At 55.7% G+C, this 18,015-nt stretch carries 13 protein-coding genes and 1 pseudogene; 12 read left to right on the top strand and 2 right to left on the bottom strand.

Features of this window, described 5'->3' with window-relative positions; all coding sequences use genetic code 11:
• Window positions 1-47: 47 nt before the first annotated feature.
• Window positions 48-1,127, top strand: a complete 1,080-nt coding sequence (gene leuB / locus ACI1P1_RS04090; RefSeq protein WP_416215084.1) for a 3-isopropylmalate dehydrogenase — start codon at window positions 48-50, stop codon at window positions 1,125-1,127.
• Between the two features lie 185 nt (window positions 1,128-1,312).
• On the opposite strand, the pseudogene ACI1P1_RS04085 reads toward leuB, so the two are convergent.
• Window positions 1,313-2,482: pseudogene (locus ACI1P1_RS04085) on the bottom strand (right-handed parallel beta-helix repeat-containing protein); the annotation flags it as partial.
• A 1,367-nt stretch (window positions 2,483-3,849) separates the two neighbouring features.
• Here ACI1P1_RS04085 and ACI1P1_RS04080 point away from each other — a divergent pair.
• The 3 genes from ACI1P1_RS04080 to ACI1P1_RS04070 all read left to right on the top strand — a co-directional run bounded on the left by ACI1P1_RS04080 (window position 3,850) and on the right by ACI1P1_RS04070 (window position 6,293).
• Window positions 3,850-4,398 (top strand): peroxiredoxin, encoded by a 549-nt coding sequence (locus ACI1P1_RS04080; RefSeq protein WP_416215083.1) that lies wholly within the window; start codon window positions 3,850-3,852, stop codon window positions 4,396-4,398.
• Between the two features lie 246 nt (window positions 4,399-4,644).
• Window positions 4,645-5,634, top strand: coding sequence for a lipoate--protein ligase (locus tag ACI1P1_RS04075; protein ID WP_416215082.1), 990 nt, complete (start codon window positions 4,645-4,647; stop codon window positions 5,632-5,634).
• A 329-nt stretch (window positions 5,635-5,963) separates the two neighbouring features.
• On the top strand, window positions 5,964-6,293 hold the full coding sequence (locus ACI1P1_RS04070) for a glycine cleavage system H family protein (protein WP_416215081.1): 330 nt from the start codon (window positions 5,964-5,966) through the stop codon (window positions 6,291-6,293).
• A gap of 497 nt (window positions 6,294-6,790) precedes the next feature.
• Here ACI1P1_RS04070 and ACI1P1_RS04065 read toward each other — a convergent pair whose 3' ends face one another.
• On the bottom strand, window positions 6,791-8,791 hold the full coding sequence (locus ACI1P1_RS04065) for a glycoside hydrolase family 15 protein (protein ID WP_416215080.1): 2,001 nt from the start codon (window positions 8,789-8,791) through the stop codon (window positions 6,791-6,793).
• A 268-nt stretch (window positions 8,792-9,059) separates the two neighbouring features.
• Between ACI1P1_RS04065 and ACI1P1_RS04060 the strand changes: the two genes are divergently transcribed.
• The 8 genes from ACI1P1_RS04060 (at window position 9,060) to ACI1P1_RS04025 (ending at window position 18,015) form a co-directional block, all read left to right on the top strand.
• Window positions 9,060-10,826 carry a methyl-accepting chemotaxis protein gene (locus tag ACI1P1_RS04060; RefSeq protein WP_416215079.1) on the top strand — a complete coding sequence of 589 codons (1,767 nt, stop codon included), beginning with the start codon at window positions 9,060-9,062 and terminating at the stop codon, window positions 10,824-10,826.
• A gap of 256 nt (window positions 10,827-11,082) precedes the next feature.
• Window positions 11,083-11,979 (top strand): radical SAM protein, encoded by an 897-nt coding sequence (locus tag ACI1P1_RS04055; protein ID WP_416215078.1) that lies wholly within the window; start codon window positions 11,083-11,085, stop codon window positions 11,977-11,979.
• 18 nt (window positions 11,980-11,997) lie between these two features.
• Complete coding sequence (locus ACI1P1_RS04050; RefSeq protein WP_416215077.1) at window positions 11,998-12,345, top strand: NifB/NifX family molybdenum-iron cluster-binding protein; 348 nt, start codon at window positions 11,998-12,000, stop codon at window positions 12,343-12,345.
• Between the two features lie 20 nt (window positions 12,346-12,365).
• Window positions 12,366-13,244 (top strand): nitrogenase iron protein, encoded by an 879-nt coding sequence (nifH, locus tag ACI1P1_RS04045; protein ID WP_416215076.1) that lies wholly within the window; start codon window positions 12,366-12,368, stop codon window positions 13,242-13,244.
• A gap of 21 nt (window positions 13,245-13,265) precedes the next feature.
• A complete protein-coding gene (cysK, locus tag ACI1P1_RS04040) occupies window positions 13,266-14,213 on the top strand; it encodes a cysteine synthase A (protein WP_416215075.1) in 948 nt (315 codons plus the stop codon).
• Window positions 14,210-15,550, top strand: a complete 1,341-nt coding sequence (locus ACI1P1_RS04035; RefSeq protein ID WP_416215074.1) for a nitrogenase component 1 — start codon at window positions 14,210-14,212, stop codon at window positions 15,548-15,550. The genes cysK and ACI1P1_RS04035 overlap by 4 nt, the downstream gene beginning before the upstream one ends.
• Before the next feature lie 37 nt (window positions 15,551-15,587).
• The gene (locus ACI1P1_RS04030) at window positions 15,588-17,147 is read left to right on the top strand and encodes a nitrogenase component 1 (RefSeq protein ID WP_416215073.1); all 1,560 of its coding nucleotides are present in this window, start codon (window positions 15,588-15,590) and stop codon (window positions 17,145-17,147) included.
• Window positions 17,140-18,015 carry an ABC transporter ATP-binding protein gene (locus tag ACI1P1_RS04025; RefSeq protein WP_416215072.1) on the top strand — a complete coding sequence of 292 codons (876 nt, stop codon included), beginning with the start codon at window positions 17,140-17,142 and terminating at the stop codon, window positions 18,013-18,015. Before ACI1P1_RS04030 ends, ACI1P1_RS04025 begins: the two co-directional genes overlap by 8 nt.

Genomic DNA, 18,015 nt, shown 5'->3' with positions numbered 1-18,015 from the left:
AAGCTACAGTAACACTTAAGAACGTAAGAACAAGGGAGTGTTCATCCATGTCGGATGCAAAGAAGATCGCGGTAATTGCCGGTGACGGCATCGGCCCGGAGGTTATTGCGGAAGCGGAAAAGGTACTGAAGCGCACCGAAGAGCTGTTCGGATACAAGTTTGAGCTGGAATACGGTTTATTCGGCGGTATTGCCATCGACGAACGCGGCACCCCGCTGCCGGAGGACACCCTGGCCATCTGCCAAAAAGCGGACGCTGTACTTTTGGGCGCCGTAGGCGGACCCAAGTGGGACACCAACCCCAAGGAGCTGCGTCCCGAAACCGGGCTTCTCGGCATCCGCAAGGCATTGGGCCTTTATGCTAACATCCGTCCCGCCGTTATTTTCGATTGTCTGAAGGAAGCCTCCACCCTGAAGCCGGAGGTTCTGGAAGGAACCGACCTGATTGTGGTGCGTGAGCTCACCGGCGGCATTTACTTTGGAGACAAGCTCCGCCGCGAAGGCCCCAATGGCCAAGAAGCTGTGGATACCTGCACATACAGCGTGAAGGAAGTGGAGCGGATTGCCCGCTCTGCCTTCGAAATCGCCAAAACCCGCAAGAAAAAGGTTGCATCTGTGGATAAGGCCAATGTGCTGGAGACCTCCCGTCTGTGGCGGGAAACGGTCATTCGTGTAGCTGCCGACTATCCCGATGTGGAGCTGGAGCATGTGCTGGTGGATAACTGCGCTATGCAGCTGCTGCGCCGTCCTTCCAGCTTCGATGTTATTGTGACCGAGAACATGTTCGGCGACATCTTAAGCGATGAAGCCGCCATGCTTACCGGCTCCATCGGTATGCTGTCCTCGGCATCCCTGGGTGAAGGAAGCTTCGGCCTGTACGAGCCCATTCACGGCTCCGCGCCGGATATTGCCGGCAAGGGTGTTGCCAACCCCATCGCCACCATTCTGTCCGTTGCCCTGATGTTCCGTCTGACCTTCGGCTACCATGAAGCTGCCGAAGCGGTAGAGAAGGCGGTCAAGGAGGTTCTTGACGCCGGCCACCGCACCTGGGATATCGCTACCGACAAGAGCGCGGCTATCGGCACAGGCGCCATGGGCGATCTGATTGTCGCCGCTATCAAGGCGTAACGCATTTCACGGAAGTACGTTATACCCAAACCAAGCCCCTTCCCCCGCACCGGAAGCAAGACCTCCGGAGCGGGTCTTTTTTTGCCGGCACAAAAAAGAAGCTTCATTCCTGCAGGGGGCAAGAAGGAAGCTTCTTAGATGTTTACATAATTTTACAATTAATTGTACCAATCAAACAGCTGCCGTTAACGTGCCCCGATATTTTTCCCTGAGGGTGTACCGGAGCCGATCAGATCACTGCCGGAGGCCAGCTTCAGGAAGTTGCCCAGATTGGGTGAACCGTCGGCATTGCGGGTGACACTGGGTGTGAGGCTGAGGAAGTCGCTGCTGTCGGCGATCAGTCCCTTGGCATTGGTGCTTTTGTTGTTTTTCCACCAGACGTTGGTGCTGGATACATCCGTTCCGCTGGTTTTGTCACTGGAGCTGCCGGCGAAGCTCAGGTTATTGGTGAACACATGGGTACCGGAGTCAAAGGCAAAGTTGCTTTGGCCGTTGCTCCAGGAGGTGTTGTTGGTCATTTGGATGGAGCCGGGATTGCTGTTGTAGGTAAAGCCGTGTTTTTTGTTCTGGAAAGCGATGGAGTTCTGCACGATGTGGTTGACGGCAATTTTATCCCCGCCCAGCTTGAAGCCGTTGCCGTCGCTGTTGGCCGTGGTGTTGCCGTCGGAGGTTTGCCCGTTTTTGTAGGCGATGCTGTTGCGGATGGTGACGACGCCGATGGGGCCGGTGTCTGTTTTGGTGTACAAATCCCAGCCGTCATCCGTATTCCAGGCGGCGATACAGCCGTCGAACACGTTGCCCGGACCGATGGTCAGCTTGGCGGCAAAGCCGTCCGCATCCTCGCCGTTGTCCGGATCATAGTTATCGTGGGAATACACATTAATAATTTCGTTGTAGCTGGGCCATTCGCTCATGGAGGCGGCGGTGGAGGCATAACGGCTGATCTGCAGGCCGGAATCCCGGTTGTGGTGGGTCTCCACATTTTCGATACGGTTGTAGTTGCCGCCGATGAAGATGCCGTTGTCTCCGGCTCCTCTGACCTCAAGACCCTTCACCAGCCAATAATGGCCGTTGATTTGCAGGCCCCGGTTGGTAGAATCGAAGGTTTGGCCATAAAAATCGAGAATCGGCTTTTCGGAGCCGTAGGCCACAATGCTCTTGCGGCTGCTGGTGGAGCTGCCACTGTTGTTCCGGTCAATAATGACAGGCACGGAATAAGCGTAAACGCCGCCACGCAGGTAAATGGTTTTGCCTGCAGCGATTTTGGTGAGGGCGGAGGTTAAGGTAGTCGGGCTGCTCAGGGTTCCGGGATTGCTGTCAAGCCCGTTGGGGGCGACGAATAAATCACCGGTCACAGGCGTAGGTGTTGCGGTAGCGGTAGGCGTTGGTGTGGGTGTAGCCGTTGCGGTAGGTGTCGGAGTCGGAGTGGCTGTTGGCGTAGCTGTTGGCGTAACTGTAGGAGTGGCCGTTGGTGTTGCCGTAGGAGTGGCTGTTGGGGTCGGAGTCGGTGTTGTGCCTGAAGCGGAATCATACAGCACACTGCCGTTCTGAATCACCTTCACTTCACTGAACACAGCTGTGGTGGCCGAAACCGCCAAACCCACATAGGCGCTCCCCGTCCCGATGGTGCTGCCGGAGTCCGTGTCCGAGCGGAAAGGAGTAGAGCTGAAGGTGCTGGTCGTGGAATAGTAGGTTTTAAAAACATTCCCCGTGCGCTCCAGCTTCAGGTAAACCGGAGCTGTGACAGTTGTGCTGCTGGATGCGGCAATGCCCCCGCTGGTGAAGCGTTTGTAGGTGGTGATGGAAGGTGTTGTATACGAATTAAAGGCTACGGAATAGCTGGGGGAGGTGGCGGCATTGGTGACCGGGTCTTTTTTGACCATGAGCATGGCCCGTGTGTTGTTGGAAACCCCCGTTGCCGAGGCCACCTTGGCAGTAATGCTGAAGTCTCCGGTTCCAACCGGCATGTAGACAAAATGAACATTATCGTCAGCCGATTGCAGCTTGCCTGCTGAAGCCGACAGAGTGAACTGTCCATTGGCAAAGCTGGATGCGGTTGTGCCCAGGCTGGAGGAGCCTTGAATATTGGCGGCATTCCAAGCTCCCGGATAAGCCCCCGCTGCTTCGGCACCGGCCGGGACTACGGCGGGTAACAGTGCAAAGGACAGCATCAGGCTTAACAACGGCCGCCATTTTCTTTTGCCCGGATGGGCAGGTTTACTGGCATTCATCATTTACATCCTCCTTGTTTTAGAAGCGTTTTGACAACGGTTACATTTTGAAAAGTTCAAAACAATTGCCGCCTCGGATGAACATGAATTTGAAATGCAGGACCGCCTCCTTGGACTGTGGGATCAATGGATAACCAACTCTATGCACAGGGCAAACAGATGAAAGTTTGTATGTGTAATCTTCCCTTGCACACGTTTTCATTATAAAATACTCCACATTAAACTTCAAGGGGAATTTTTACAATAATTCCTTATATATGATTCGTCCCCAACCCCTGTGTATGTTCACAAAATGTTTATATTTATTACTAGTAAATATTAAATTCATGAATTGACTTTCTATTAGTTGAGTGTTAGGATTTGGTTTGTAAAATGTTAAATAATAGATTACCACTCAATTAGATAGGGTTATCACCTATACCGCCCGTAAAGCCGCGTCCATAGCAGCGTGGCTTTCCTTATATTATGATCATCTCAGGAGGTTTTTGAACATGGCAGAACGTTTGGTAGGCAAAGCGGCACCGGATTTTACAATGGAGACGGCTCTAGGCAATGGCGAAGGCTTCAGCAAGGCAAGCCTGGCCGACTACAAAGGCAAGTGGCTGGTTCTGTTCTTCTATCCGTTGGATTTTACCTTCGTTTGTCCGACGGAAATTACGGCGATCTCCGACGCTGCTTCCAAATTCGAGGAGCTGGATACCGAGATCCTGGGCGTCAGCATCGACAGCGTACATACCCATAAGGCATGGATCAACACTGCGCAATCCGCCAATGGTCTGGGCAAGCTGAGCTTCCCGCTGGCCTCCGACATCACTAAGTCGGTATCCAAGGATTACGGCGTTTACATTGAAGAAGAAGGCATTGCCCTGCGCGGCCTGTTCATCATCAATCCGGAAGGTGAGCTTCAATACCAGGTGGTCCACCACAACAATGTAGGACGCAGCGTGGAGGAAACTCTCCGTGTGCTGGAGGCTCTGCAGTCCGGCGGACTGTGCCCGGTAGGCTGGAAGAAGGGTGACAAGCACCTGGTAGCTAACTAGACAGACTCTAAACCGGCAGCATTTCAGATTAGACAAAACATCAGCGCTCCGTTGCACGGGATCTCCTTTGCAGCGGGGCTCTTTTTTCGGACGGAAAGCTTATGCCAGGTTTGGTGTTCAAATTATTGCCTATTCTTATATAATAGAAGAACCGGCGGATAAGTCGGACAAGTTGGCCATGAAAGAAGGGCAAGCCGCTGTATGGCAGAGCACGGTTCATCAAAATAATCTGTAGGGAGGCCTTCCATGCTGTTCATCGACAATAAGGGTATTACCGATCCTGCGGTCAATCTGGCCCTGGAGGAATATGCATTAAAGCACATCAACACCGGTGAGGACTTCTTGCTCTTCTATATTAATGAACCCTCCATCATCATCGGCAAAAACCAGAATACGGTAGAAGAAATCAACGGGGCTTATGTGAAGGAGCACGGCATCCATGTGGTGCGGCGGTTGTCCGGCGGGGGAGCGGTTTACCATGATTTGGGCAATCTGAACTTCAGCTTCATTACCAAGGACGACGGGCAATCCTTCCACAACTTCCGCAAGTTTACGGAGCCGGTGGTGCAGGCCCTCCATTCCCTTGGCGTAGATGCCCAATTGACGGGACGCAATGATATCCAGGTTGGGGAACGCAAAATCTCGGGCAACGCCCAGTTTGTAACTAAGGGCCGTATGTTCAGCCACGGCACCCTGATGCTGGCCTCGGAAATCGAGAATGTGGTTTCGGCGCTGAATGTGAATCAGGACAAGATTAAGTCCAAGGGAGTTAAGTCCATCCGCAGCCGGGTGGCCAATATTTCGGAATTTTTGGCAGAGCCCATTACCATGGACGAGTTCAAGCGGAAGCTGCTGGTTTCGATTTTCGGCGGTGAGGATATTCCCGAGTACCAGCTCAGTGAAGCCGAATGGGCAGCGGTGCGGCAGCTGGCGGATGAGCGTTACAGAAGCTGGGACTGGAATTACGGCAAGTCCCCCGCCTTTAATATCCGCAAAACGGGCAGGCTGGAGGGAATCGGTACCTTCGATCTTAGGCTGGATGTGGCAGGAGGGGTTATAGCCGGCGCCGTTATTTACGGCGATTTCTTCGGTGCGGAGGATGCGGCCGAGTTTGCGGCGAAGCTGCAGGGTGTCCGGTATGAGGAGAGCGCCGTGGAGAAGCTGCTGGAGGATGTGGAGCTGTCCCGTTATTTTGGCCCGATGACCCGGGAGCAGTGGCTGGGTTTGATGTTTTAGGTATGTACGTAGGAACACCGGGCTAAGAGAGCCGGTGTTTTTTTGTTTTCTATACAGGCATTTTGAGGAAATTCCGAAGAACGTCATAGATATGTCATATTGTAAGCGTTATAGCCGTTTTGAGCCCTGCCACCCGGAGGTAAAATAAGGGGGAACGGAGCTGCGAGCCGTCATGGTCTTGTGAGCGGAACGATGGGAAGAGCGGGTTTCCGGACGCTGGAGACTGCGTGCAAAAACGGGTAAAAGAGCCAACTGGCATGGCTGATGAGTAAAATCCAGTAAACAATATCCACTGACTGATATTCAATGACATGTAAAGGGGTTATCCCATGCTGAATGAAATTCGTATCGGCCCAACCTCCTGGTTGTGGACCAAAAAGCTGGCAGGCGGCAAAACGGCCGTTGGTTTAACAGAGGATGCCGCAGATGAATGCGGCTTGATCGTCCATGTGGAGCTTCCGGTAGAGGGGGATCATGTCCTGCGGGGGCATCCCTGTCTATTGATCGAAACCTTGGCGGGGGAGATTGAGCTGCCGCCTCCGGTTTCGGGCAAGGTGGTGCTGGTCAACGGGCTGGTGGAGAAAAACCCGGGGATCCTGCATCATCAGCCGGGGGACCGCTGCTGGCTCATTGAAGTGGAGGAGGCGGAGGGGTTCTGACAAGGAGCCCAGCCGCTATCCTGAAACAACCGCAGCATGGGTGGCTATTCCGGCTGTGGGAGTGGGGGCATGACCTCGTAGATGCTGATAACGGTCCACAAATGTATGCTATTGGCACAGCAGGCCGGTTTTTTGCCCAATAGGATACATAAAATGTATGCTAAGGCATCAGAATCGGCCATTTTGAGGGGAATCGGAAGGGATAGCGTACATTTTATGTACGCTATTTGGCATTTTTGGGGACTCTGCGGAGGAATAGCATACATTTTATGACGCTTACATCCTGGAGGAGAGGGCCAAACCAAGGGAAATAGCGAAGATAAGCCAAAGTGGGGGCATATCAGGCGCAAAACCAAGGCCAAGCGAAAACCACAGCCACGTGCACGTGCAAAACCAAGGCCAAGCGTTAAACTATACCAAGACCAAGCGCAAAAATAAAACAAAGCCAGGCGGAAGCTCCGCTTGGCTTTGTTAGCGTACAATTGAGGCTTCCGCCTTTACATAAAACCGGGCATACGGCTGGCCACCGGGTCCTGGATGGCGCTGAGCTGCCGGTATTTGGTGGCGTATTTGACCACAGCCAGAATGAAGGTGGCGTGGGACCAGGTCAGGGGAGCCACGGATACCGGGCTGCCGTCAAAGGGGTCCAGCTGCTCCGGCAGGATGCCGCTTTCCATGGCATGGGAGACCACCCATTCCAGCGTGCGCCGCGGCGTTTCCAGCTCGCCTAAGGTTTTGGCCATCTCGATTTCCCACTCCGCCGTCCACAGGGTGCAGATGATCCACGGGTTGCCGGGCACCAGCTCAATATTGGAGCTGCGTTGGAAGTAGTAGTCATGGTAGTACCGGGCAATGCCGCCCACGGAGGTTTTGGCGGAGAGGCCTTCCTTGATGGCGGTCATCGTTTTCACCACACAGGGATCATCCGCCGGCAATACGCCGAATTCGAAGATGCCGTAGATGCTGGACTCCAGCGTGGTATCCTTCACCCACTTGCCATCCTCCAGATATAGGCCCCGGACAAAACGGCCCAAATCCTCATCCCACAGATGCTCCAGCATAGCGGAGCGGATGTTCATGGCTGCCTGGAGGAAGCGGCTGCTGCGGTCATCGTCGCCGAACAGGCTGCAGAAGTTGGAGGCGGCCACCAGCCCGCCATAAACGGCGGAGCAGGTGAAGGTGAAGATGCCGTAGCGCTCCTCCCACAGATCATAGCTGGGCTGGGGCAGCCCCAGCTCCGGATCGATGAAGGCCGCCAGGAAACGGGCCGCCCGGCGGATCAGGGTGCGGAACAGGGACTGGGGCAGCTCGATGTTGCCGTGTTTGGCAAAGTCCTGCCACAGGGCATACAGCACCAAGGCTGTTTCGTCCTCCTGGATAGGCAGGCGGGTGGCGCCTTCATAGATATACGGGTGCCAGCTGGAGCCCACGGTACCGTCCGGGTTGTACTTATGATGGAGAAAGCCGTCTGGCGTCAAAGCGTCGGAGCAGAATTTGAAGAAGGGGGCCACCATGCCCGAATAACCGGCCATGGACATAGCGTAGGCCACAAGCGCCCCATCCCGCGGCCACATGTAGCTGTAATGGTCCCGGTTGTGCTGGAGAATATCCGTATCATTGGCGGCGACAATAGCGCCGTTCACATCCGTTTGGGTCCGCACGATGAGAAGGCTGTGCTTGAAGAGCTTAATCACGTCCAGGGGCAGATCACCGTAGTTGCGCTCGGACTTATTCACCCACCGCTGCCAGTAGATCTTCACCCGGTCCAGCAGCTTGCCCGGCTGGCTGTCCTTGACGTATTTATCCAGCTTCTTGACTTCCTCGAGATTTTTGCCGATGCTCATCCAGTAATACATGGTGGCTTCGCCTTGAGCCGGGACCTTCAGCCGGAAGCTGATGGTGCTGTCTACGGAGCCCTGGGAAATGCCGTTGCCGCTTAACACCCCGTCCTCCGCATCGCGCCAGGTGCCTTCGGCGGAATGGAACCGTTTGACCCCGGTGGTGTATTGGTAGATGCCCTCTGTGCCCGTGGAGCCGTTGAACATGAAGTAGCGGTCTTTTTTATAATGGAACAAGGTATTGTTGGACGGATAATAGGCCGCGGTATCGCCGACCTCCGTTTCATTGATCATCATATCCTGCTGGAAAAAGAAGCGGACCTCCCGCTCCGTATCCCGTTCATTCTTAATGACGATCCGCTTGATATATATGGCCTCCCGCTGGTGGACGCCGTCATTGATGGTTAGCGTTATGCCCAGGCCGTTATGCGTTGCCTGCAAATTGGTGATCAGGGAATCCTCTTCATAGGCATGCCGGAATGACCACCCCGCATCGGAAAGCCAGGCGAAGCTGCCGTCCACCCACATGCCGACCCGGCATTGGTAGCCCCCCACGTGATTGAGCTGGCCCACAAAGGGATAGTAGATATCGCGGATAAAGGAATGGTCATCCAAATTGATCAGAAAATTACCGTTGCCAATCGAATAATGTCGAGGCATGTCATCACTTCCCTTCTATGAATCTACTATTACAATGATGGGCAAAAATTGCAAGAAAAAACCGGAAGCGGCGGAAAAAATTTTTGAGAGCGGAGCAGGTATGCATCGGTAAAAACTCCCTCCACTATCTTATGGGCAGGGGCAAATTCAGGTTCCTGGTGAATTCAGCAACCTTTAAGCTTGGCTTCAGTTCCTTCTCATATTGCCGGGGTATGCTTGGTCCATCGCATATGGAAAGATCAGGCATACATACAGGAGGCGTCGGGATATGAACTGGTTTGCCAACCGGAAGACATCGCAGAAAATGGGGTTTTTGGTAGGGCTGATGATTGTCATGCTGCTGTTGACGGGAGGGATCGGGTTTCAGAAGCTCCATGTGGCGGCACGGGATATGAACGCGATGTATGAGAATACGGTGGTGCCTATTGCGGCCTTGATCCAGCTGCAAAATGCCAGCAGTGGCATGGAGAAGGGGCTGATGCAATATTCGGGGGCATCTGCGGCAGACCGCCAGGAGCAAATTGCTGCAGCTATGGAGAATCAGCGGACTCAGCTGACAGGGCTTCTGGATACCATCAAACAGAGGGATTTGGATGCTAAATCCCAGGAGCTTCTGACTACGATTGAGGCCGCGCTTACTCAATATACGGAGGATATGGTGCCGGTTTTGCAGGAAATGGCCAACCGAGGAGCGGGAGGACAGCCGGGAGCTGCGGGGGCTGTGCCTGGAGGGGCGGCTACGGCTGCCGCAGAAGGGGCACCTCCCTTCGAGGCGGGCCAGGAGCAGCTGGCCAAGCTGGCAACGGCCATTCAAGAACTGACGGAATACAGCACGGACATGGCCAAGGAAGTGACTCTCCAAGTGGAGGCCAGTGCGAAGGCAGCATCCCGGAGTATTCTGCTGCTGGGTGGTGTGGCGGTGGTGCTTTCTGCTGCATTAGGCTGGTGGATTTCCCGGCAGCTGTCCATTCCCATCCGGCGGATTGCCCGGGTGGCGGAGCAGGTGGCGGCAGGGGATCTGCGGGTGGAGCCGTTAGCCATTTCCCGCAAGGATGAGCTGGGGGAGCTGGGAGGTTCTGTGGACCGGATGCTGGAATCCTTGAAGAATCTGATTCACCGGCTGGCGGCTTCCTCCACAGTGGTGGAGCAATCCTCCCGGGTGCTGCTGGACCAGGCGGTGCGCACGGAAGCCGCAGGGCTGGCCATCTCCCAAGCCGTCCATGAAACTGACGAGGGCGCCCGGACCCAAAGCATCCAGGTAGGGCAAATGACAGGTATTCTGCAGGAAATGGCAGCAGCTATCCGCATGACGGCCGCCTCCGGTGAATCCGCTGCGTCAGCCTCCACCCGTTCGGCGGAGCAGGCGGGACTGGGGCTCCAGGTGATTGGACGGGCTATGGCCGAAATGGAGACGGTCTGCCATGACGTACAGGAGGCTGCGGAGCAGATGACGCAGCTGGACAAGGAAGCGGCACGGATATCGGAGATTGCCGGACTGATCAAGGAGATATCCAGCCAGACCAATCTCCTGGCGTTGAACGCTTCTATTGAAGCGGCCCGAGCCGGTGAACATGGAAGAGGCTTCGCTGTGGTGGCGGAGGAGGTGCGGAAGCTGGCGGAGGAGGCCAAGGAGTCCTCGGAGCGGGCGGCGGATGCTGTGAAGCTGCTCCGCAGAGGCACTCAACAGGCGGCGGAGCAGATGCGGCGCAATGCCCAGGGGGCGGAAGCCGGTATGAAATCGGCCCTGGAGGCTGGAGCAATGTTCAAGGAGATTGCTGCCGAGGTAGATTCCGTTTCGGCGTTGATGACGGATTTGTCGGCAGCGGTAGAGGAGGCCTTCGCCGGCTCGGAGGAGATCGTCAGCCAGGCGGAGGGATTGAGGGGTATTGCGGATCTGAGCTTCGACCGTTCGAAAAAAGCAGCGGAGCAAGCCGGGGAAACCGTCTCCGCCATGAAGGAAATCCGCCGTTATTCCGAACGGCTGGAGCAGGAGTCCAAGGATTTGAGCCGGGTTATGGGCGAGTTCAGCCTATAAAAGGGTGTGTTGGACACTTGTGACAGTACAGTGACACTATGGATCAGCTTATTGACGGGAGCGCCCGAAAGAAAGTAAGATATAAGCATAATTCCGATAAAGTAAGTATGAATTAAATATCCGCTGACTGGACTTCCAGAGGCCGAATCTCCGCAACCCTCACTAAGGGCGCCGGGTTCGGCCTTTTTTGCCGGTATCGGATGGGAAAAGCCATTCATTCAGGACAGTAACGGAATTTAAGAAGGGAGGACATCATATGGGTAGCTGCGGAAGTGCGTTGCCGGAGGAAAGGTTCGGCCATCTGGTGCGCAAGCATCCCTGCTTCAGCGGGGAAGGTCATTTTAAGTTCGGGCGGATTCATTTGCCTGTCAGCCCTGCCTGCAACATCCGGTGCAAGTTTTGCAAGCGCAGCTTCAATAAATCCGAGCACCGTCCGGGTGTGGCCTCGGAGCTGGTCAAGCCGGAGGCGGTGAATGCTCTCATTGAGAAGGCGCTGCGTCTTTGTCCGGAGCTTACTGTAGCCGGGATTGCCGGTCCGGGAGACACCCTGGCAACCCCCCATGCGCTGGAGGCATTCGAACAGGTGCATGAGCGTTACCCGGAGCTGATCAATTGTTTAAGCACCAACGGGCTTCTGCTGGAGCAGCATGCGGAGCGTATCGCCAACGTGGGCGTACAGACTGTAACCGTCACAGTCAACGGAGTTGAACCGGCTATACAGGAGCAGATTTGCTCCTCCATCGCTTTGGACGGGAAGCTCATTATGGGAAGGGCGGCAGCAGAAACGCTGATCCGGGCCCAACTGGCGGGTATCCGGAAGGCCAGCGCACTGGGTATCACCATCAAGATCAATACGGTGCTGATTCCCGGCATCAACGAGGGCCACATCGGCGAAATCGCCAGACAAACCCGGGATGCGGGGGCATCCCTAATCAATATTATCCCTCTTATTCCCCAGCATGAGCTTAGCCATATCGAAGCGCCGGATTGTTTCCAGCTTGGTGATGCCCGGGAAGCGGCGGAGCAATACCTGCCTGTATTCCGGCACTGTCAGCAATGCCGTGCAGATGCCTGCGGCATCCCCGGCTCCGGACGGGACCTGGCCTCCCAGCTGTATGACAAACCGGTGGCGGAGACCTTTTCACACGGGTAACGGACAGGAGGAGGAAGCATGGAATTTCAGGTGGCGGTAGCCAGTCTGGATGGCATCCTAATTAATCAGCATTTTGGGAAAAATAGAGAATTCCTGATATACCGGATACAGGATAATGGTGAGTACGGCCTGGTGGAAACCCGGGAGCTGAAGGCCCCATGCGGGCAGGGGCAGCATCAAGAGGAAACGTTGGTCCGTTCGGCAAAGGAGCTTCAGGATTGCAGCTTTGTCCTGGTGGCACGGATCGGTCCCGGAGCAGATAAGGTTCTGGCCTCCCACGGCATTAAGGCCTTCGAGATCTACGACCGGATTGACCGGGCCATTGATAAGCTGATCAAATATGTAAACGGAACAACCAAACGATAATCCAACAGGGAGTGGCGGCAATGGCAAAAAAACTGAAGCAGATCGCAATTTACGGGAAAGGCGGAATCGGCAAATCCACAACAACCTCTAATATCAGCGCCGCCTTATCGGTGGCGGGTTATAAGGTCATGCAATTCGGCTGCGACCCCAAAAGTGACTCCACTAATACCCTGCGGGGGGGCGACTATATCCCGACTGTGTTGGATACGCTCCGGGAAAAAACGAAAATAAAAGCCCATGACGTTATTTTCAAGGGTTTTAACGGCATTTATTGCGTAGAGGCAGGAGGACCCGCTCCAGGTGTAGGCTGCGCAGGCAGGGGGATCATTACCGCCGTAGAGCTGTTTAAGCAGCAGAAGGTGTTTGAGGAGCTGGACCTGGATTACGTGATTTATGACGTATTGGGTGATGTGGTTTGCGGCGGTTTTGCCGTTCCTGTCCGTGAAGGGATTGCGGAGCATGTGTTCACCGTTTCCTCCGCCGACTTTATGGCCGTGTATGCCGCCAACAATCTGTTCAAGGGGATTCACAAATATTCCAAAGCGGGTGGCGCGCTGCTGGGCGGCGTTATCGGCAACTCCATCAATGCTCCGTATTCCAAGGATATTATTGATGATTTTGTGGCCAAAACCCAAACCCAGGTGGTGGAATATGTGCCCCGTTCGGTAACCGTCACCCAAAGCGAGCTGCAGGGCAAAACCACCATTGAGGCGGCGCCGGACTCCCAGCAGGCCAAGATTTACAAGGAGCTGGCCCGGAAGATTGATGAGCATGAGGTATCCAAGGTGCCTGCGCCTCTGGAGGTCAGTGAGCTGCGGGAGTGGGCGGCCAAGTGGGGAAAACAGCTGGTGGAGCTGGAAAACGGCGTTCTTAATCCCCAAGCGGTAGGGAATTTATAAGATACGAGAGGAGTAATACCCATGAGCAAAATTGCCAGAAGCTTGACTGATCTGATCGGCAATACCCCGCTGCTTGAGCTGGGCCGGTTCGGCAGCACCAAACGGCTGCCCGCCTCCCTTGTCGCCAAGCTGGAATATTTTAATCCGGCGGGGAGCGTCAAGGACCGGATCGGCTATGCCATGATTAAGGATGCGGAGGAGAAGGGGCTGCTTGGGAAGGATACAGTGATTATCGAACCCACCAGCGGCAATACCGGCATTGGTCTGGCTTTTGTGGCCGCCTCCCGGGGATACCGGCTGATCCTGACCATGCCGGAAACTATGAGCGTGGAACGCCGCAACCTGCTTAAGGCGCTGGGTGCGGAGCTGGTGCTAACCCCCGGCCCGGAGGGGATGAAGGGGGCTGTGCGGCGGGCGGAGGAGCTTGCGGCGCAAACACCCAACTCCTATGTGCCGCAGCAATTTAACAATCCGGCCAATCCGGCCATCCACCGCAAAACCACCGCAGAGGAAATTTGGCGGGATACGGACGGCAAGGTGGATATCTTTGTGGGCGGGGTGGGTACAGGCGGAACGGTAACGGGTGTGGGAGAGGTGCTGAAATCCCGCCGCTCCGATATCCAGATCGTCGCCGTCGAGCCGTATGACTCGCCCGTCCTGTCCGGCGGCGCCTCCGGCCCCCATAAGATTCAAGGCATCGGGGCTGGATTTGTGCCGGGGATTCTGAATCTGGATGTACTGGACGAAATCTATAAAGTGAAGAATGATGAAGCGCTGGAAACCGCCCGGGAGCTGGCCAAGTATGAGGGGCTGCTGGTAGGCATCTCCTCGGGTGCGGCTGTGTTCGCCGCAGCCCAGCTGGCGAAACGCCCGGAAAACAGAGGCAAAACCATTGTGGCACTGCTGCCGGATACGGGGGAACGTTATCTGTCAACCGTGTTGTTTCAGGAGGAGGTTAACCAGAAATGAGCAAAGTTATTGAAAGACCCCGGTTTACCTGTGCACTGGGAGGAGCCATCGGCACGGTCCAGGCCCTTCCCCGGGCGATCCCCATACTGCACACCTCTCCCGGCTGCGGCGGCAATCTGGCCGGTGCCTTATCCGGAGCGTCGGGCTACCACGGCGGCAGCTATTGCGGCGGCCAAACTCTGCCCAGCTCCAATGTAGCGGAGCGGGATATTGTGTTCGGCGGCGAGGAACGGCTGGCGGAGCAGATTGAGAATACCATCCGTATCATGGACGGAGATTTATATTTTGTGGTGACCGGCTGCATGGTGGAGATGATTGGCGACGATGTGAACCAGGTGGTCAAGCAATTCCGTGGCGGCGAGCATCCGGTGGTGGGAACGGAAACCACCAGCTTCAAGGGGAATTCCTACAAGGGCTACGATTATGTGCTTTCGGCCCTGTTCAGGGATTTTACGGAGCCCGCGCCGGTGAAAAAAGCCGGAACTGTGAATCTGTTCGGGATTGTGCCCCTGCAGGATGTCTTCTGGAAAGGCAATATCGATACCCTGAAGGAGCTATTGGAAAAGCTGGGTCTAACGGTCAACACCTTCTTCGGCACCGGGGAAACCATGGACAATCTCCGTTATGCCGCTTCGGCTTCCTTGAATATTGTGCTGTCCCGGGTATACGGCCAGGAGGCGGCCCAAACCTTCCAGGAGGTTCATGATGTGCCTTGGCTGACGGCGGAATTCCCCATTGGCGACCATGCCACCTCCGCTTTCCTCCGTAAAGTGGGTGAGGCAGCTGGGGTGCCGGCCGAGCAGGTGGAGCAGGTTATCGCCGGAGAGCGCAAATATTATTATGACTTTTTGCAGCGGCTGTCCGATTCCTACAATGACCTGGACTTCCAGCGTTATGCCACGGTGGTGGGCGATGCCAACTATGCCCAAGCCTTAACCCGGTTCCTGGCGGATGATCTGGGCTGGCTGCCGGAGCTTGCCATTGTGACGGACCCGCTTCTGCCGGAGGAGGAGGACGATATTCGGGCAGGCTTCCGGGATTACCATTCCGGGCTGGAGCCCACTGTGGTCTTCGATACGGATGCCTCCAACGTAGCCAAACATATAAACCGCCAATGGCCCCAATCCAAGGGGCAGCGGTATTACGATGGTTTTCTGCCCGGTTTTATTGCAGGAAGCGTCATGGAACGGGACACGGCGGAGCAGTTCAAGGTGCCGCTGTTGGCAGTCAGCTATCCCATTACCAACCGGGTAGTGCTGAACCGGACGTATGCGGGTTTCAAGGGTGGCCTGACTCTGGCCGAGGACGCCATCTCCCTGCTGGTCAGCCACCGGTAGAAGCTTTTTTCGGCATTCATAAACTGGAGGGATACACATGGATTATCTGAAGAATAAAGCGGCCCCCATCCGGGAGGACCGGCTGGCGGCCTGCGGCGCCTACGGCGGCTCCTGCTGCGATCTGTCCGGCCAATCCAAGAAGGGCGGCTGCCTGTTTAATACCAAACGTACCTTTTCCCAAACCCAGGGCTGCCAGTTGAGTCTCAGCCTGGGGATGGTTGCCTCCATGCGGGATTCGGTGGTGGTGGTGCACAGTCCGGTAGGCTGCGGTGCCAATATGCTGCAGATGGCGGGCATCAACAAGGTATTCCAGCAGCTGCGCAGCGCCTCCGCCCGGGGCTTGCGCTGGATCAACACCAATCTGGACCAGGTGGACGTGATTCAGGGCGGCGAGAAAAAGCTGCGCCAAGCGGTGCTGAAGGCAGAGCAGGAATTCCGTCCGGAGGCCATTATCGTGATGAATGCCTGTGTACCTGCTTTGATCGGCGACGACATCGACAGCATTCTGGATGATCTCCAGACGCAGGTGAATGCCCGGATTGTTCCCATCCATTGCGAGGGCTTCAAAACCCGGATTCAAGCGACGGCCTATGATGCCGTGTATCATGGAATTTTGCGGAATCTCGTAGGGGAGGACAAAGCCAGGGATAAGCGTGTGCTGCCTGAGGATCCGCTGGAGGAGGCCAAACGCCAGGCGCGCATCAGCCGGACTGTTAATCTGCTGAATGTGGGCTCCATGAGTCGGGTGGACGAGGTGGAGCTGATCCGCATTCTGAACGCCCTGGATTTGGAGGTGCGGGTGCTGCCCTGCTTCTCCCATCCCGACGATTTCACCTACTCTTATGAGGCGGCTCTCAACGTCAGCATTTGCGCCACCCATGACGACTATTTCGTGGAGCATTTCCAGAGCAAATACGGCATTCCCTATGTCATGCGGACCATTCCCATCGGCATTACCAATACCAACAAGTGGATCCGCGATATCGCCGCTTACTTCGGTATCGAGGAGCAGGCGGAGCGGTTCATCGATGCAGAGAACCGCGAGCTGAACCAGGCGCTGGAGCCGTACCGCAGGCAGCTGCAGGGCAAAAAGGTGTTTGTCACCGGCGGCGAAATCCGCATTATGACCACAGCGGAGCTTTTGTACAATTTGGGGATGGAAGTGGTGGGCTTGCGGGGCTATCATTTTGACAAATACGGCGAGGCGCTGTTGGATGATTTCCTGCAGGATGTGCCGGGTGTGGACGACAAGGTGTTCAATATAGGCGCGGGGCAGCTGTTCGAGCAGGCCAACCTGCTGCGCCGTATCCAGCCGGATCTGTATGTAGGCCATCTGGGGGGCAATGGCTCCGCCTCCAAGCAGGGCTTCTCCATCTTCCCCCTATTCGGTCAAAGCAATGATTATCTTGGGTACCAGGGGGTATTCGAGGTGGCGACCCGGGTGGCCCGGATTATGCGCAACTCCTCCTTTAACCGCAATTTGGGCGGCAATACCAAACTCCCGTACCGGGAATCCTGGTACAGCGAGGACCCGTTTCGCTACATTGACCATTCTGCCCTTGAAGAACATGAAGCGGAGGTGGTGGCCAATGGCTGATTCACCGGCAAGAATCGAAATCCGGAACGTCAACCGGGACTACCAGATTAAACGTAATGCCAGTGGGGAGGAGCAGATTTTCTCCGCTCTCCAGAATGTTAGTCTGACGGTGAATAAGGGAGAGTTTCTTACTATTGTGGGTCCCAGCGGCTGCGGTAAATCCACACTGCTGGACCTGATCGCCGGTCTGGCGCTGCCCACCTCCGGTGAGCTGTTCATCGATGGCAAAAAAATTACCAAACCCGCTTTGGACCGGGGGATTGTGATGCAGGGTTATGCCCTGTTCCCCTGGCGGACGGTGAGGCATAATGTGGAATTCGGTCTGGAGGTAAAGGGGGTTCCCAAGAAGGACCGCCAGGAAATCAGCGACCGTTTCCTCAAGCTGGTGAATCTGTCGGGCTTTGCAGACCGTTATCCTTATGAGCTGTCCGGGGGCATGAAGCAGCGGGTGGCCATCGCCCGGGCATTGGCCTACGATCCCGAGGTGCTCTTGATGGATGAACCCTTCGCCGCTGTGGACGCCCAAACCCGGGAAACCCTGCAGGATGAGCTGCTGCGGATTTGGGAGGAAACCCGCAAAACCATTATCTTCGTCACCCACAGCATTGATGAGGCGGTAGCGCTGGCCGACAGGGTGGCTGTGATGTCAGCAAATCCCGGCAGCGTAAAAGAGGTTGTGAAGGTGGGGCTGCCCCGCCCGAGACGGGTGGGAGATGTGCTGTCCACCACGGATTTCAGGCTGGTCCGGTACCGGATATGGGAGCTTCTCCAAAGCCAGGAGGAGCAGCTGCCGCCTGTGGAAGAGACTCCCCGCGCGGCACAGGACATCCATTTGGAGGAGCAGATTTCCGCTTCTGCTGTCTTATAA

The organism is Paenibacillus mesotrionivorans (assembly GCF_046098205.1).
GTDB lineage: Bacteria > Bacillota > Bacilli > Paenibacillales > NBRC-103111 > Paenibacillus_AR > Paenibacillus_AR mesotrionivorans.
Note: the sequence above shows the minus strand (reverse complement) of the source record. Positions and strands in the feature narration are given on the sequence as shown.

Excerpts from the sequence above, each read along its gene's own strand:
- leuB (WP_416215084.1), top strand. The coding sequence starts at position 48 with ATGTCGGATGCAAAGAAGATCGCGGTAATTGCCGGTGACGGCATCGGC.
- ACI1P1_RS04080 (WP_416215083.1), top strand. The coding sequence starts at position 3,850 with ATGGCAGAACGTTTGGTAGGCAAAGCGGCACCGGATTTTACAATGGAG.
- ACI1P1_RS04075 (WP_416215082.1), top strand. The coding sequence starts at position 4,645 with ATGCTGTTCATCGACAATAAGGGTATTACCGATCCTGCGGTCAATCTG.
- ACI1P1_RS04070 (WP_416215081.1), top strand. The coding sequence starts at position 5,964 with ATGCTGAATGAAATTCGTATCGGCCCAACCTCCTGGTTGTGGACCAAA.
- ACI1P1_RS04065 (WP_416215080.1), bottom strand. The coding sequence starts at position 8,791 with ATGCCTCGACATTATTCGATTGGCAACGGTAATTTTCTGATCAATTTG.
- ACI1P1_RS04060 (WP_416215079.1), top strand. The coding sequence starts at position 9,060 with ATGAACTGGTTTGCCAACCGGAAGACATCGCAGAAAATGGGGTTTTTG.
- ACI1P1_RS04055 (WP_416215078.1), top strand. The coding sequence starts at position 11,083 with ATGGGTAGCTGCGGAAGTGCGTTGCCGGAGGAAAGGTTCGGCCATCTG.
- ACI1P1_RS04050 (WP_416215077.1), top strand. The coding sequence starts at position 11,998 with ATGGAATTTCAGGTGGCGGTAGCCAGTCTGGATGGCATCCTAATTAAT.
- nifH (WP_416215076.1), top strand. The coding sequence starts at position 12,366 with ATGGCAAAAAAACTGAAGCAGATCGCAATTTACGGGAAAGGCGGAATC.
- cysK (WP_416215075.1), top strand. The coding sequence starts at position 13,266 with ATGAGCAAAATTGCCAGAAGCTTGACTGATCTGATCGGCAATACCCCG.
- ACI1P1_RS04035 (WP_416215074.1), top strand. The coding sequence starts at position 14,210 with ATGAGCAAAGTTATTGAAAGACCCCGGTTTACCTGTGCACTGGGAGGA.
- ACI1P1_RS04030 (WP_416215073.1), top strand. The coding sequence starts at position 15,588 with ATGGATTATCTGAAGAATAAAGCGGCCCCCATCCGGGAGGACCGGCTG.
- ACI1P1_RS04025 (WP_416215072.1), top strand. The coding sequence starts at position 17,140 with ATGGCTGATTCACCGGCAAGAATCGAAATCCGGAACGTCAACCGGGAC.